At 38.2% G+C, this 16,820-nt stretch carries 14 protein-coding genes and 1 pseudogene; 1 reads left to right on the forward strand and 14 read right to left on the reverse strand.

Going from position 1 to position 16,820, the window contains the following annotated elements:
- Window positions 1–15: 15 nt before the first annotated feature.
- The 13 genes and pseudogenes from AC5WOC_RS03585 to AC5WOC_RS03645 all read right to left on the reverse strand — a co-directional run.
- Window positions 16–1,167 carry an MFS transporter gene (locus AC5WOC_RS03585; RefSeq protein ID WP_496054005.1) on the reverse strand — a complete coding sequence of 384 codons (1,152 nt, stop codon included), beginning with the start codon at window positions 1,165–1,167 and terminating at the stop codon, window positions 16–18.
- Window positions 1,168–1,262: 95 nt separating this feature from the next.
- Window positions 1,263–2,111, reverse strand: a complete 849-nt coding sequence (locus AC5WOC_RS03590; RefSeq protein ID WP_496054006.1) for a DUF6597 domain-containing transcriptional factor — start codon at window positions 2,109–2,111, stop codon at window positions 1,263–1,265.
- A gap of 155 nt (window positions 2,112–2,266) precedes the next feature.
- The gene (gene glnA, locus AC5WOC_RS03595) at window positions 2,267–3,604 is read right to left on the reverse strand and encodes a type I glutamate--ammonia ligase (protein ID WP_496054007.1); all 1,338 of its coding nucleotides are present in this window, start codon (window positions 3,602–3,604) and stop codon (window positions 2,267–2,269) included.
- Window positions 3,605–3,628: 24 nt separating this feature from the next.
- Entirely contained in the window at window positions 3,629–4,012 is a 384-nt protein-coding gene (locus tag AC5WOC_RS03600; RefSeq protein ID WP_496054008.1) for a MerR family transcriptional regulator, read from the reverse strand.
- A gap of 106 nt (window positions 4,013–4,118) precedes the next feature.
- A complete protein-coding gene (locus AC5WOC_RS03605; RefSeq protein WP_496054009.1) occupies window positions 4,119–4,610 on the reverse strand; it encodes a DUF456 domain-containing protein in 492 nt (163 codons plus the stop codon).
- Between the two features lie 16 nt (window positions 4,611–4,626).
- Entirely contained in the window at window positions 4,627–5,853 is a 1,227-nt protein-coding gene (locus AC5WOC_RS03610; protein ID WP_496054010.1) for a methionine gamma-lyase family protein, read from the reverse strand.
- 45 nt (window positions 5,854–5,898) lie between these two features.
- Window positions 5,899–6,837, reverse strand: coding sequence for an AAA family ATPase (locus tag AC5WOC_RS03615; protein WP_496054011.1), 939 nt, complete (start codon window positions 6,835–6,837; stop codon window positions 5,899–5,901).
- Between the two features lie 98 nt (window positions 6,838–6,935).
- A complete protein-coding gene (gene hfq, locus AC5WOC_RS03620; protein WP_160799365.1) occupies window positions 6,936–7,187 on the reverse strand; it encodes an RNA chaperone Hfq in 252 nt (83 codons plus the stop codon).
- Between the two features lie 34 nt (window positions 7,188–7,221).
- Window positions 7,222–8,151 carry a tRNA (adenosine(37)-N6)-dimethylallyltransferase MiaA gene (miaA, locus tag AC5WOC_RS03625; RefSeq protein WP_496054012.1) on the reverse strand — a complete coding sequence of 310 codons (930 nt, stop codon included), beginning with the start codon at window positions 8,149–8,151 and terminating at the stop codon, window positions 7,222–7,224.
- On the reverse strand, window positions 8,148–8,921 hold the full coding sequence (locus tag AC5WOC_RS03630; RefSeq protein ID WP_496054013.1) for a class I SAM-dependent methyltransferase: 774 nt from the start codon (window positions 8,919–8,921) through the stop codon (window positions 8,148–8,150). Before AC5WOC_RS03630 ends, miaA begins: the two co-directional genes overlap by 4 nt.
- A 1-nt stretch (window position 8,922) precedes the next feature.
- Window positions 8,923–10,761, reverse strand: a complete 1,839-nt coding sequence (gene mutL, locus AC5WOC_RS03635; RefSeq protein ID WP_496054014.1) for a DNA mismatch repair endonuclease MutL — start codon at window positions 10,759–10,761, stop codon at window positions 8,923–8,925.
- Between the two features lie 11 nt (window positions 10,762–10,772).
- Window positions 10,773–13,346, reverse strand: coding sequence for a DNA mismatch repair protein MutS (gene mutS, locus AC5WOC_RS03640; RefSeq protein WP_496054015.1), 2,574 nt, complete (start codon window positions 13,344–13,346; stop codon window positions 10,773–10,775).
- Window positions 13,347–13,605: 259 nt separating this feature from the next.
- A pseudogene (locus AC5WOC_RS03645) lies at window positions 13,606–14,049 on the reverse strand (RNA-guided endonuclease TnpB family protein); the annotation flags it as partial.
- A gap of 645 nt (window positions 14,050–14,694) precedes the next feature.
- Between AC5WOC_RS03645 and AC5WOC_RS03650 the strand changes: the two are divergent.
- Entirely contained in the window at window positions 14,695–15,120 is a 426-nt protein-coding gene (locus AC5WOC_RS03650) for a PH domain-containing protein (protein ID WP_496054016.1), read from the forward strand.
- A 341-nt stretch (window positions 15,121–15,461) separates the two neighbouring features.
- Here the strand turns inward: AC5WOC_RS03650 and AC5WOC_RS03655 are convergent, their stop codons facing one another.
- Window positions 15,462–16,805 (reverse strand): putative amidoligase domain-containing protein, encoded by a 1,344-nt coding sequence (locus AC5WOC_RS03655; protein WP_496054017.1) that lies wholly within the window; start codon window positions 16,803–16,805, stop codon window positions 15,462–15,464.
- Between the last annotated feature and the right edge of the window lie 15 nt (window positions 16,806–16,820).

Below are 16,820 nucleotides of genomic sequence, written 5' to 3' on the forward strand. Positions count from 1 at the left end.
CTCTTGCTCGCAATGTTATAAGAAAAAGCTTATTAGAAACAATAGTCCAGCAAAAACATAAGGATAATCGTAATTCCAACCAAACAACAAACCAGCTAAAATAGGACCAATCACATTTCCAAAACTAGTATAAGCTGAACTCATACCAGCAATAAAGCCTTGTTCCGAATAAGCTATTTTCGATAAGAATGAACTAATAGCTGGTCGCAAAATATCAGACATCAGAAAAAACAGAAATGTATTGATCAAAACATTCCAATAATGATGAAACATCACCATTACCAGTAAATTACCTCCACCTATTACGAGGCATATGCTTATAATTTTCTTTTCTCCAAAATAGTTAAGTATCGTTCCTAACATGCTTGCTTGTATTAGTGCACCCATAATTGCACAACAAGTAATAACCATTGCAATTTCCTGTGATGAAAATGAATACTCGCGACCTACATACAACGCAAAGATCGTTTCAAATATAACCAGACCGACTGAAATTACAAACACTACAAGTAAGCCATATAAATATGGAGGCTGCAAAGATTTGTTGAATTGCTGGATAAAGCTCCTTACTTGGCTAACCTGATTTTGATTTCTCCTTTTTTGTTCTTGCTTTGTAGATTTTGGTAAAAATATGAAAGATACAATCATAGCTAAGCCTGCCACTATCGCGGCTGAATAAAAAGGAATTCGGATCCCATATGAAACAATAAACCCTCCAATAGCTGGTCCAATAATAAATCCAGTAGAAACCGCAGCATTCATATAACTCATGCCTTTTGCTCTGTCTTCAATCGTTGTCATATCGGAAACATATGCCATTACAGCTGGCGTGATAAAAGCAGCTCCAACCCCACCTAAAAATCGTGAAATAAAAAGAATAAACATGGATCGCGCTGAACCAAACATCCATTCTGACAGTGCAAAAAAGAACAGTCCCATGACGATCCACTTTTTTCTGCCGTATCTATCGGATAAATTTCCAGCAACCGGAGAAAAAAGCAGTTGAGCAAATGAAAACATCGCAAATAGCAAACCTACTAAATAATCAGACATACCCATTTTCGCTATATAAGTAGGCAAAATTGGAGTAATTAACCCATATCCGGAAAATTCTAAAAAAACATTGAACATCAATATCAACATGGCGCCATTATTTTTTAGCAACATATTTATTTTGTCCTTCTACCCAAAATATTAAATCATCCGTAATATGTAAAAGGACTTGCTTCTCACTCCTTTGTAAGGAGCATAACGAAAACATATCAAAAAAGATTGTAAAAATTGGACACTCCATGAAATTCCTTTGATGCTTCTTTCGGAGTGGTCCCATAAAAACGCTTAAAATCCCGGATCATATGAGCTTGATCAAAAAAGCCATGTTCCAAAGCAAGCATCTCCCACTTCAATTTTTTTCTATGGCAAATGCTCTGGATAAGAGCTTGAAATCGCACAATCTCACTAAATTTTTTTGGACTGATACCAATCCATTGTTTAAATTTCCGGTTGATATGACGTGCACTGTATCCTGCTTTTATTGCTAGTTCATGAATTTCTATTCTTCCTTTGGATATAAAAATATGATGCAGCAAATGAGATACGAAATCATCTTTTATCCCGTTTGTGATAATAGAAAGCAAATATCGCTCCACTACATTCACTCTTCCAACTAATGATACTTGGTTAAAAAATCGTTCTGCAACTTCATCGATTTCCGGCCATAATAGGCCTAAAGGACAGCTTTGATTAACAAATTGGTCTAATCGAGTCCGCAAAAAAGGATATGCACCATTCGAAAAAAAACGAATTCCAAACTCATATACTGAATGATTTTTATTTCTTAAAATAGGCATCGACTTATCAACTATACCAAAGTACCGTATATCAAAATGATGATTACTGTCATAGGTAAATATAATATCTGTGCAGCCATCTGGGACCACACGATCTATTCCATGATGTGCATCACCTAGTAGATTTGTTAACTCTGACACCCAATAACATAAGATATAAGGTTGCAATATAGGAGATGGTAAAATTTCTGTATAATGGTAAGAACCATCTCTACCATTTGCTTGTATTGGTCGAAATAACGATTGCAGCTTTGTATCCAAGATACTATCTCCTTTTTAAAGGATCATTAATTTTAATTCAAATAAGCAATATCGTATTGTTTGTACGACTTCACTCTCATTTTCACACATTTTCCATCTAAAAAACACAAAAAACCGAACCTATGCATAGCATAAGTCCGGTTTTTCTTGTTGATCTAGTATAAAGACATATATTGTTTGCGTTCCCACTCATGAACTGTTGTGCGGAAATGATCCCATTCAATGCGTTTTGCCTCAGCAAAATGGGAAACTGCATGTTCACCAAGTGCCTCACACATCACTGGGCTGTTTTCCAATGCTTCTACTGCATCAATGATGCTCGCTGGCAAGTTCTCAATGCCTGCATCTTTACGTTCTGACTCATCCATAACATAAATATTGCGATCGGTGTGTGGTACAAGCGCCAATTTATTCTTAATTCCATCCAAACCTGCTTTTAGCATAACAGCTAGTGCTAAGTAAGGGTTAGCTGATGGATCTGGGCTGCGTACTTCTATACGGGTACTGAGTCCACGAGAAGCTGGAACACGAACCAATGGACTGCGGTTTTTTGGAGACCATGCTACATAACATGGTGCTTCATAACCAGGTACTAGGCGTTTGTATGAATTCACCAATGGATTGGTTATTGCAGTAAACGAACGTGCATGTGTTAAGATACCTGCTAAGTAATGTCTTGCTGTCTCACTTAAACCCAGCTCATCACTTTCATCGTAGAAAGCATTCTCATTTCCACGGAATAGAGATTGGTGACAATGCATTCCTGATCCATTTACCCCAAAGAGAGGTTTTGGCATAAAGGTTGCATGTAAACCATATTTACGAGCAACATTTTTTACAACCAATTTAAAAATTTGAATGTTGTCAGCAGTTGTAACAGCATCTCCATATTTAAAGTCGATTTCATGTTGCCCCGGAGCAACTTCATGGTGAGAAGCTTCAATTTCAAAGCCCATTTGTTCCAAAGTCAACACGATATCTCGGCGACAATTTTCTCCTAAATCAAGTGGTGCAAGGTCAAAGTATCCACCTTGATCATTTAGATCCAACGTTGGTTGACCTTTCTCATCTGTTTTGAACAAGAAAAATTCTGGTTCTGGACCTACATTGAAAGAAGTAAATCCAAGTTCTTTTGCCTCTTCCATTACTTTTTTCAAAATACCACGAGGATCTCCGGCAAATGGCGTACCATCCGCGTTATAAATATCACAAGTGAGTCCTGCGATTTTCCCATTGTCAGATTCCCAAGGGTATACAACCCAAGAATTATAATCAGGATATAAATACATATCGGATTCTTCGATACGAACAAAACCTTCAATAGAAGAGCCATCAAACATCATTTTATTGTCAAGAGCCTTTTCTAATTGGCTGAGTGGAATTTCCACATTTTTGATAGTACCTAGTAAATCGGTAAATTGTAAACGAATATACTGTACATTTTCCTCTGATGCAATTCGTAAAATATCTTCCTTCGTTAGTTGCTTGGCCATGTAAAAACGGCTCCCTTCAGAATATTATGGGCGGAAAAACCGAGATAATTCCCCTTGTGTAAGCGGTGTCTTATGTTTGTCACCAGAGAAAAGTTCCCTATGTAACAAGCGACGCAATTCTGCATCGGAAAGCTCTTTCTTTCCATCCTCTTTTTTCTTTTCCTGCTCCTGAGGTAAAATCATGTTTTTAATACTCGTCAAATTATACCCTTTTTCTAATTGCATTTTAATTTTCAGGAGCATATCCACATCATGGAAAGAATAGAGACGCTGGTTGCCCTCCGTACGAGCCGGACTTACCAGGCCATGTTTTTCATAATAACGAATTTGGCGCGCGGTCAATTCGGTTAATTTACTTACGATGCTTATCGGAAAAAGCGACATGTTTCTTCGGATATCATCATTCACGCTAACGCCTCCTTCGAAAATCATTATAGGTGTATGTCATAATAACTGTCAAATTTATGTCAAGAAAGCTGACATCAGCACATAAAAATAAAACGCCATTGGCGTTTTAAAAAAAGAAAACCAGTATCAAGAACCAGATAATCATTGCACTCATCAAGAAAAACTTCACAAGCATACCACCAAGAAAACCTACTAAAGTACTAATGGAGATGTGCAGTGCCTGTGCAGGAGTTTTGCGCATAAAAAATAGTTCCACCAGAAAAACGGTAATAATTGGTCCGATAAGAAAACCTGCAGGTAACCACATAAACACAATTACACCTAGGGCAGCAGCAGGTATCGACCACTTCGATCCTCCAACTTTTTGCGCAGCATACCCGCCAGCTAGATAATCGATTAAGAACAAAGCAATCGTTGCAATAATTGTAATCGACCAAAAAAACCATCCGAGCGATTGATCATTCACTAAAAATTGATAAACAAGAAATCCAGCCAATATAAATGGAACATCAGGCAAAGCTGGCAAAAACAAACCAGCATATGCTAATAAAAATAAAACTACAATAACGATCCACCAAAACACATCTAACGCTTGCATTGCATTTCTCCCATCTTTATTTTATTTTTATTGATTGCAAAGCTTGTTTCATTGCAACTTTCACATGAGCATAAGTTAGGCCGCCTTGTAAATAAACGGTAAATGGCTCACGTAATGGCCCATCTGCTGATAACTCAATACTTGCTCCTTGGACAAATGTCCCTGCTGCCATAATAACTGGATCCTTATAACCAGGCATTGCCGAAGGTTCTGGACGCACAAATGCATCAATCGGAGATGCTGCCTGAATAGCTTGACAAAATGAAATCAATTTCTCAGCAGTTCCCAATTGAATTTGTTGAATGATATCCGTTCGATAATCATCATAACGCGGAGACACCTCATAGCCTTCATCTTCAAATATTGCTGAGGCGAATACCATTCCTTTCAAAGCTTCCCCTACTACATGGGGAGATAGAAATAAACCTTGAAAATAATCAGCTAAGTATCCATATGTAGCTCCCCCTTCTATCCCAATGCCAGGAGCAACCAAACGCGACGAGGCCAATTCCACTAATGAACGCTTACCTACTATGTATCCTCCAGATTTAGCAAGACCGCCACCAAGATTTTTAATCAAAGAACCTGCAATTAGATCGGCGCCAACATGAAGCGGCTCTTCATCCTCCACAAATTCTCCGTAACAATTATCAACAAATATAACAACATTCGGAAGTATGTGACGAATTCGCTGTATCATCTCAGTAATTTCATGAATGGTAAAGGATGGTCGGTCAGAATACCCTCGGGAACGTTGGATAGCTACCAGTTTCGTCTTTTTTGATACCACTTTCTCAAAACTAGTCCAATCCACTCGATTTTTAGGTGTAAGGGCAATCTGATGGTAATGAATCCCCAAGTCTGCGAGTGAGCCTGTCCCATCTTTAGGAGATCCAATTATTTGATGTAAGGTATCATATGGTCTCCCTGTTAAAGCAATCCAATCATCACCTGGACGAAGTACACCGTACAAACATGCTGCAATCGCATGTGTTCCAGATACAATATTTGGTCGAACCAAGGCCAGTTCACCACGAAATAAATCTGCTACAATTTTTTCTAGTTTTTCTCTTCCTACATCATCATAGCCATATCCAGTGGAAGAATGTAAGTCAGATTCACTTACACCATACTTTTGATAGGCAGCTAGTATTCTTGCTTGATGCATTTCTACTCTGTCATCGATTTTTTCGATAATTGGTGCGATCTTTTCTTTGCAAGTTCGGTAGACTTGTTTCAACATCAAATATCAACTCTTCTATTACAGTTTATTATTTCACTTTTTATTCTACCACGTTGAGTTGTTTTTACGACTAGTAGTTTCAAAATTGATGTCTTCCGGCAAAATGGTCATTAAACTCTCCACATCAGCATCTTTCTTTTTTAATAATCGTACTGCGTGAAGACGTATCGCTTGCTCTACTAAATTTCGAATAAATCTTGCATTGCCAAAAGTATTTTGATGGCGATTTGCTTCTTTTTGCAATGTTTGACGAATTTTATCCTTTGCTGGTTTAGAAAAGACATATTGCCGTTCTTGAACCATTAGTTCAGCAATTTCCATCAGCTCAATAATAGAAAAATCAGGAAAACGCAAATGAATAGGAAAACGAGAAGGTAAACCTGGATTGGAACGTATAAATGTATCCATCTCCTCTGAATATCCAGCTAAAATTAAAACAAAATCGTTTTTGTAATCTTCCATTGACTTCACCAATGTATCAATTGCTTCTTTTCCAAAATCTTTTTCCCCACCGCGGGATAAGGAATACGCTTCATCAATAAACAGTATTCCTCCTAATGCCCGTTTCACGTGATCTCTTGTTTTTTGCGCAGTATGACCGATGTATTCCCCTACCAAATCAGCTCGCTCTACCTCGATTAGATGACCTCGGCTTAGAACTCCCATTTCATGAAAAAGCTCACCAATGATTCTGGCTACTGTCGTTTTTCCCGTGCCAGGATTTCCTGTGAAAACCATATGAAGAACCTGTTGTTCTACTGCCAATCCTGCTTCTCTACGTTTTTTTCCAATTTCTAACCAAGCATATATTTCTTCGATAAATGTTTTAATATCCGATAAACCAATCATATGTTTCAGGGATTGATAACATTTTGTCAATGTTTGATGCTCTATTTCCCAATCGACAGGAGCAGGATGAACTTCTCTCTCGAATACAATTTGTATTCGCCGTTTGGTCTCTTCCAACACAACTTTCCTACTCATCACTTTTCCCCTCTCCATCACTTCCTACTTCACACTATACGCATTAGCCTAGAATGGGTGAAAAGAAAAAAGCCCCTTAGGGGGCTCAGTAAAATGAACTATGCGTTTTGTTCTTCTTTTACTTCATCGGCTGACATAAGGGAAACAGGTCGAGCTGGAGTAAAGGTAGAGATTGCATGTTTATATACCATTTGTTGTTTTCCATCACTATCAATTACAATCGTAAAATTATCAAACCCACGGATCAGGCCGCGGAGTTGAAATCCATTAACTAAAAAAATCGTTACTGGTACAGATTCTTTGCGAATTTGGTTTAAAAATGTATCTTGAATATTTATGGACTGTTTCAAAGTGTGGTACCTCCTATATCTTCTTATCTGATACCTATTCTCTGTAAGATGGGAACTTTCCTGCTACTAAGTGGTTAATTTCTATATTGATATGTTCTTCTGTTTTATCAAACCAATGAATTTCTGGGATACGCCGAAACCAAGATAGTTGACGTTTGGCATATCTTCGACTTCCTTGTTTGATTGCTGATACTGCATCCTCAAAAGAAATACTACCCTTTATGTATTGTATCATCTCTTTATAGCCAATCGCTTGTGAAGCAGTATGCCCTTCAAATTTCTTCGTAGCTAATAGTTCTCTGACCTCTTCTTCTAATCCCATAGCAATCATCTGGTCAACCCTGTGGTTAATCTGTTCATAAAGTTGATCACGTGGCATATTTAAGCCAATCCAGAGAACTTCAAAAGGAGAAGTGCTTCGTTTGTGTTGTTCTGATATCGGAATTCCAGTACAATAAAACACTTCCAATGCACGAATGATACGTCGAACGTCATTCGGATGCAATTTCTTAGCGGTCACGCCATCAACTGATTGTAACTGCTGGTGTAAAAAAAGGTTTCCTTTTTTTTCAGCCGTCTCAAATAATTTTTGACGTAAACTGGAATCTCCGGTTGCATCTGCCATCTGATAATCATATACAACGGATTCAATATATAACCCTGTTCCACCTACTAAAATAGGCAAATGTCCTCTTGTTTGAATCTCTCTTACTTTCTGACGTGCAAGCTGTTGAAATTGTTGAACAGAAAAAGATTCGTCTGGTGCGAGCAAATCAATCAAATGGTGAGGTACACTCATTTGTTCAGTTTTACTTGCTTTAGCTGTCCCAATATCCATTTTACAATATACTTGCATGGAATCACCAGAAATTATTTCCCCATGAAAATGAGTAGCAAGCTCAAGACTAAGTGCTGTTTTTCCTACTCCGGTAGGACCGACAATGACCAATAAATCTGATTTCACGGCTCAATTACTCCCCAAGCATAACTGGAAGACTGATGTATAACAGTAAATCCTAATCTTGCAAATTCACCACTATTTTTTCGTTCTTTTAAGAGCACTCTCCTTCGTGCTACTCTCGTTGCATGTTCTACTGACTCTCTATCAACTGCTGATGGGTTTGCCAATGGTTTTAACATCTGCATTGCTTTGGAATGATAAACTGTCTTACGAAACATAGGATCAAAGACAACCACATCAAATGAATTACTTGCACATGTTCTCAAATAGGAACAGTAGTTGTCATTGATTACCTCAATTCTCCTCATTGCCTCATCAATAGCTGGACGACCGCTACAATAATGCTTCAATCCTTCCGAAACCATACATGCTAATACAGGTTCACTCTCTAAACCAACTACTCTCCCATTGATACCTGTAACAAAAGAGGCGACGATTGCATCTGCTCCCATACCTAGTGTGCAGTCGAGAACCTGATCACCTTCTGATAGGTTAGCAATACGCACCATAGCATCATTTTCGCCTTTTGTCCACTGTTTCAAACGAACAACTGATAAATTCGGATGAAAAAAAAAGGAGGGTTTGCCACTACTTTCATAACGTAATCCCTCTTTGGAAACAATTAATACGCCATCTAGTTGATATTGCTTATATAATTTGTCTAAACTCGCTTTATTTCGTTCCACATAAGGGACAGATAAAGCAATTGCAAGATTTGTTGCTTGTACTGTTTCTTTTGGAGAAGGATCATGCGAAGTAGTGACAACAAACATTTTACATCACCCGCTTAAACATTTTCTCGAGTTCATAAGTGGAAAAATGAACCAAGATAGGACGACCATGTGGACAAGTATAAGGGGTTTCGCATTTTTCTAATTGTGCTATCAATGCTTCCATCTCGTCCACTCGCAGATGGCGATTTGCTTTAATCGCAGCTTTACATGCCATAAGTTTTGCTGATGCGTCGCGTAACTCGGTTGTTTTTACTCTTCCATGTGATTGAAGCCATTCGATTATTTCGAATAATAATTGATTTACATCTACTTTTGGAAACCAATCAGGATAACTTCTGATTAAAAAAGTATTTCCTCCAAAAGGCTCTAATTCCAAACCCCATACTTTCAATGCTTCGATGTAATTTTCTAACAACAGCGCATCACTGGATGTGCACTCGATGGTCAATGGCACGAGTAGAGACTGGATATGATGCTCTTCTTTTGCCATTTTCTCAAGGAATTTTTCATAATAAATTCGTTCTTGTGCAGCGTGCTGATCAATTAAATAGAAACCATCATCTGATTGCGCAACTATATAGGTACCATGTACTTGAGAAAGCGGCAATAGGGATGGTAATGCTATTCGTTCTTTTCTCGCTTCTACTGAATCTATTTCCTCTGAAACTGTGTTGACTTCTTCTGTTTTCGTAATGGGTGCTTTCGTTTCTGGATCAATATGTTCTTTTTCCTTTATTATTGGATGTTTGAGAAGCGTTTCACGAATAACTGGCGGTTCTTTCCTCTCTTCTTTTTCAGGTGCATAAGGTTTTTGAGTCCAATCGAGTTTCTCTTGAATTGGCTTATGTGCAACAATATCTTGTCTTGGCTGCATTGCAACAGGAATCAATGTTTTTTTAAAAAAAGCAGAGGTAACTGCCTTCGTTAGGAGTTGTGCTAATTCTTTTTCTTTGCTGAGCCTCACTTCTAACTTAGCAGGATGTACATTCACATCAACCAATTTTGGGTCCATTTCAATTTGAATTACACCAACTGGATATCTTCCTACTGGTAACAGTGTTCCATAAGCGGAGAGAATGGTATTCGTCAATGGAATGCTTCGCACATACCTACCATTTAACAACAAAGTAATCGCTTTACGGCTGGCTCTTGTTAATTCAGGTTTTCCAATATAACCAGAAACAACAAAATCGCTGTCCTCCGCCTTTATAGCTACCATCTGGGACGCTACCTGTTTCCCATATAACGCGAGAATGGTATGAAGCAGTTTACCATCTCCATTGCTCCGAAATAACTCTCTATTTTGATGCGTTAAATGAAAAGCAATGGTTGGATGAGCGAGCGCAAGTCTCCCCACTACATCAGCAACATGACTAATCTCTGTGCTAATTGTCTTTAAATATTTAAGTCGTGCAGGTGTATTGTAAAACAAATCACGAACAATTACATCTGTTCCTCTCGTACGCGAAGTAGTTGTAGATTCTTTTTGCTCTCCACCCTCTACGACAATAGTTGTAGCCAGCTCTAAATCATCTGCTGCTGTTATCAATTCCACTCTGGATACAGAAGCGATACTTGGTAGTGCCTCTCCGCGAAAACCTAGCGTACGAATGGTAAATAAATCACGCTCTGTACTGATCTTACTAGTAGCATGTCTTTCAAAGGCCATTTTGGCATCTTCAAATATCATGCCAACTCCATTGTCTGATATTTGTATCGAAGTAATCCCACCTTCGATTAATTCGATATCGATTTTACTTGCATCTGCATCAATCGCATTTTCCACCAGTTCTTTTACAACAGAGGCAGGACGTTCGACTACCTCTCCAGCAGCAATCTGATTAGCGAGATGATCACTTAGGATTTGAATAGTAGCCATTATGAATCCTCCTACTTAGATTTTAGCTTTTGCTGAAGGTTTTGCAGAAATTGCAAAGATTCCATTGGTGTATGCGTTAATAAATCCCATGATCGAATTTCGTTCGCTACTTCTTCTTCCAATGGATTAACTTCCGGCATAAAAGAAAACAAATTCAACGGTTCTTCTTTGGCTGCAGCGATTTCTTGTGTTCTATCTTCTTCTAGATATGTTAAAATTTCTTTCGCTCTTTTGACAACTTCATTAGGTAACCCAGCTAATTCAGCTACGTGGATTCCATAACTTCGGTCTGCGCCACCTGCTACCATACGGTGTAAAAAAACAACTTTTCCATTTTTTTCGATACACTTGGCATGAATATTGCTTAACTTCGGGAGCTCTTCCTCTAACTTAGTCAATTCATGATAATGAGTGGAGAACAATGTTTTTGCTCCAACATGATGATGAACATATTCAACAATAGAATGAGCTAAAGCCATTCCATCATAGGTAGATGTACCGCGTCCTACTTCATCTAATAGAATCAGACTGTGGGGAGTAGCCTCACGTAATGCCTCACATGTTTCCATCATCTCTACCATAAATGTACTATGACCTTGGGCCAGATCATCGGATGCACCAATTCTCGTGAAAATACGATCGATAAGCCCTACTTCTGCCTTTTCTGCAGGAACAAAACAGCCTATCTGTGCCATAATCGCAATCAAAGCAACTTGCCGCATATATGTACTTTTCCCGGCCATATTCGGACCAGTGATCAATAACACTTGTCGCTGATCACAGTCTAGATGAATATCATTCGCGACATAATTTTCTCTTTGAGCAGCTTCTACTACAGGATGTCGGCCTTTTTGAACGTACAGACGATCACTTTTTGAAACTGTTGGGCGAACATATTGGTATCGAAGCGAAACAAGCGCAAAAGCATGAAGAACGTCTATTTCTGCTACATTTGTAGCTAAGCCTTGAAGTCTTCCAACTTCTTTTACAACCATCTCGCGAACTTGTTTTAATGTCTCTATCTCCAATTCTAGTGAGCGCTCATTTGCATGTAAGATTAGTTGTTCCTGCTCTTTTAACTCTGTCGTAATATACCTTTCTGCATTTGCCAAGGTCTGTTTACGGATATAGCCTTCTGTTGGTACTAAATGTAAATTTGACTTGGTGACTTCTAAATAATATCCAAAGACTCGATTATACCCTATCTTTAGTGACTTGATGCCTGTTCTTTTTCTCTCTTGTTCTTCCAGTTTGGCGATCCATCCTTTGCCATTGCGTTGAATATCCCGCAATTCATCCAGCTCTTTATGAAAACCTTCGCGAATAATTCCGCCTTCTTTTAATGCTATCGGTGGATCATCGACAATAGCATGCTCAATCAGAGACTGTACTTCCTGACAAGTATCTAATTCGTCAGCCAATCTTTTTAAAATAGGAGACTGAAAAGATGCTAGCTTTTCTTTCAGACTCGGTATTTCTTCTAATGATTTTCTCAGTTGATACAGATCACGTGGCGATGCTGATCCAAATGAGATTCTAGCCGCCAATCTCTCTAAATCATATACACGTTTTAAATGATCTGTTATCTCTTCTAATAGAATTAGCTCCGCTAGAAATTCCGAAACAATATCTTGACGGTTTTGAATTTGCTCCAGCACAAGTAACGGCTTGTCCAACCATTGTTTTAACATTCGACTACCCATTGCGGTAGAAGTATGGTCCAAATGGGATAGCAAAGAACCGGTTCGTTTTTCATTTTGCAACGAACGGGTAAGCTCCAGATTTCTTCTTGCTACTTCATCTAACAGCATATAAGAATTAGCATAGTATTTTCTCAACCGTTTAAAATGTCCAAGCGATCTTTTTTGTGTCTGCAAAAGATACTGATAAATATATTGCAAAGTATGTAATAAAACATCAGATGTACACACGTCATATAGATCTGGAAATTGTTTATGCAGATCAGAGTAATCACTTACTTGGTCATATACAAACTCTGTCACTATAATACCTAACCGTTTGCATTCATTTTCTAATCTTGAATTTATCAAAGAGCTAGGTGTTACCAATTCCTTAGGTTCGAATGTTGCGATTTCATCCAGTACATAGGAGAGGGAACGATCTATGTCGCTGACAAAACATTCCCCAGTTGATAAATCTACTGCAGCAATTCCATAATGGTTTTTCTCACCCAACAAGGCCACTAAGAAATGATTTTCTGTAGCAGAAAGCATATTCTCTTCAATAACCGTACCAGGAGTGATTACCCGGACTACCTCTCGTTTCACAACACCTTTTGCTTGTTTTGGATTTTCTACTTGCTCACAAATAGCAACTCGGTGACCCATCGAAACAAGTTTTTCTATGTATGCGGCAGCTGAATGATACGGTACTCCACACATCGGGATTTTTTCATTTGTCCCACCGTCTCGAGCTGTTAATGTAATTTCCAATAACTTGGAAGCTTTTTCAGCATCTTCAAAAAATAATTCATAAAAATCGCCTAAGCGAAAAAATAAAAAGGCATCTTTGTTTTCTTCTTTTATCGAAAGATACTGTTGAATCATGGGTGTGTATCCAATCAATCGTGTTTCCTCCAAAAAACCAAATTTCTCTCTAGTGTACCATAAAAAAAGTAACTGGTTTGCTCAAATTATGCATGATTGAATAGGAGCGTTTAGAAGGTGTTAAATACATAATAGAGGTTATATCACTTGTTGTTCCAATCTCTCTCAGGATGATAATACCCTTCTCTAATCATTTGGAACAAAGTTGACAACTCCACACGGCTAAAGCCGTGGGATTCTTGGGTAATCCTCGGTAGTCCAAGGAAGTTTACCAAGCTTAGACCGTGAGCCCCACGGCAAGTAATCTTCTACCTTCTTTTACTATGTTTTTGGCTGCATGGATGTCTCGATCATGGGGAACACCACATTCTGGGCATGTCCATTCTCGTAACTGGAGTTGCTTCACTTCTTTGTTTTTATAGCCGCAACTCGAACAAAGCTGACTGGACGGGAATGATTTTCCCACTTTCACCAACTTCCTTCCGTATTCTTTCGCTTTGTATTCTAACATCGTAACAAACTCCGACCACGAAGCATCCGTGATCGATTTCGACAGCTTCTGATTCTTCACCATGTTTTTTACTTGCAGCGTTTCGATGCTGATGACTTGGTTTTCGTTCACCAGTTTTGTCGATAGTTTATGTAAAAAATCATGACGGGCATGGGTAATTTTTTCATGGATGCGAGCAACTTGGATACGTGCTTTGTGCCAGTTGGACCCCCTGCACTCCAAGGTGAAACAGATTTCATCGATCACGTCCAGAAGTTGTTTGAGTCCATCAACACTTGCAATAACCAAGTTGCTCGTCTCCTCCTCAGGGCTCTTCGTAATCACTTCGATGCAGATGTCATCCTCAAATCCAAATTTGACAAACGCTATCAGGGTGAGCAATCTGCTGATAAAGAGAAGCGGCTGGCTGAAGCGGTCTTTCGATGGGTACATCTGTGGATCGGATACGTCTCTTGGACTCTGCAAAATACTTCGAACGTCGGGCCATGGAACTTTCAAACTGAATCGTGAGGTTTGGAAAAACGGGACGATTCACTCGACAAGAGTAAATCGTCCCGCCATCGTTTAAGCCATATTGAGTTAAGTATTCGTTTTTTATATTCAGTTTGAAAATCCATATGAATTCACATAATGATAAAACAAGCGTACCAATCCTTGAAACCTTCTATTTATCTTCTTTTTTCATAATAGAAAACAAATAAGCCATATAAAATATCCTCCTCTCTGATGAGAACCATTTGACTCTCACCAATGCCCACTATTATTTAATGAACATTTCAAATTTTACATTGACCTTTCATTTTCAAATGATATAGTTAAATAATTAAGAAAAACTTAGAGAGGAGACTTGGTCTTATGCAAGAAGAAACACTGTGGGTAGGAACCAGTTCTCATGTATCTAAGCTGGGGACATATTTGTTATGTTTGTTGTTCTGTTGGTTAGTTGTGCCTATCTTTATTGGAATCTGGACCGCATTGAAACTAAAATCAATTCGATATCAGTTAACAACGGAAAGACTCCAAATTACAGAAGGAATTTTTTCCAAACGAACAGAGCAAATCGAACTATATAGAGTAAAAGATTTAACCTTAGAATATCCGTTTATCTATCGGATTTTTTCTAAAGGAAACATACTTTTCTTCACATCGGATCACACTCTTCAAAACTTTAGCTTAGAGGCTATTTCTAATGCTGATAGAGTTATGGATGTTGTACGTGAACATGTGGAACTTTGTCGAGAACGAAAACGAGTACGAGAAATCGATATTGAGTCACTTTAAAAATTGATAACGATAAGCTTGTTAGAAAATTAATTTATAGCAAAATATTTGAGCAGAATAAACCCAGTAGTATGTCAAACCGTTAGAACTTACGATATCGATAGTTCGGATCCACCTCCCCATTACTGGGCAAACACTAAGAAAAGCCACTCAAATGAGTGGTTAAAAATTTATCTTTCACAAGCAATTTGATTTTATCGCGATTTCGATTCTTATTTATTATCCGAACTAAGAACTGCTCCAAAGAGAAATTACCATAATCCAAAAAAGCACGATTCGCTTTCCTAAACAATTAAAAAAGTAAAAAGGCAAACTTCCTTGATATACACCAAGGAAGTTTGTTATCTTCTTTCTCGAAATGGGGGAAGCCTCCATGCTTTACGAAAATCCCGTGTTTCATCCCATTTTTTACCACTTTGTAAGAAGTCAAAATAAGGTTCTAAATATTTTTCATATTGCCCATAACTATCTAAGTCTTTCAATTCCTGACATAGTAAGGAACTCCAAAAACGAAAAGCTTCTTTATCACCTTTGTAATATGCTATTTGCAGATCAGGATTACTGAGCGGATTTAATGTTAATTCTTGATAATGTAAAACGATCAGTTTTGCTACAGCCAATACTCCTTTGGTAAGGGTTGGAGATACCAACCAACTTGGTGGTGTGCGATATTCAAAACCACCATGATTTTTCAACCGAAAATCTCCTAAATATCCATATTTTGGCCTTCTTCGAATTCCTTTTGTATCCTCTGCAATCATCAAAGGAATCGTGAGGTAATTATCGAGGGCACGAAGCATTTCAAAATTAGGTTCTATTCCACTAAAATGAATATGACCACCAATTGGATAGCCAGTGAAAGGCATTGCACCTGCTAACCAACTGCATGGTACATGGGCAACTTTTCTGGCTGCATAGTTGAGACAATGATAAATCCGTTCCACTAGCACTCGAGGATCAGATGTTGGTTCCGGTCTAACCTCAACTAATGGTTTATGAGACCGATTTTGACCAAGCCAGATTGCGTCGCATCCTACCTTTCCACGAAGTGGGAAATACTTGGATGCTAATAGTAAGTTCCCTTTATTTGAACGCATTACAAACTCTGGATCAGCACCAATTAACAGTTTTTCTGCGGGAACTTTTAATTCCAATTGATCTTTGAATTGTTTGTATGCATTTTGATACCCTTCTGTCATCATCTGGTTTAACTTTGGAGTTGGATTCACTCTTCTAATCACAATATTTTTCCCTGATACTACTCCACAAATAACAACCGCAAAATCCAATCCTAAGGCATATACAGCACGAATAGCCATTTCTTGAACATTTTGCACTTCTTTTGTTTTTTCCTGAGTAGATACACGCTGATAAGAGATATTACTAGCTTTTTTTTGAAGCCATTGTCCTTGGGTTTTGGAACGATACAAGAACAAAACTTTGGTTTGATATACATACACAATGTACTGCCTAATAACAAAACTCTTCTCTTGAACACTTATTCCATGTGCACGTAATATCCGTCTTTTTGTTGCTTCCTCAGCAATTCTTTTTAATTGCTGTTCATCGTTTAATATATGTTGATTGTTAATATAGATGGAAGGCTGCAGTCTGCCTTCTTCATCTACCATTGATATTCCCTGTGATACTGCCTCAGTTTCTGTCCGCAGGGTAACGGCTCTCATAACCTTCCCCCCTCT

The organism is Shimazuella sp. NTD247 (genome assembly GCF_059510415.1).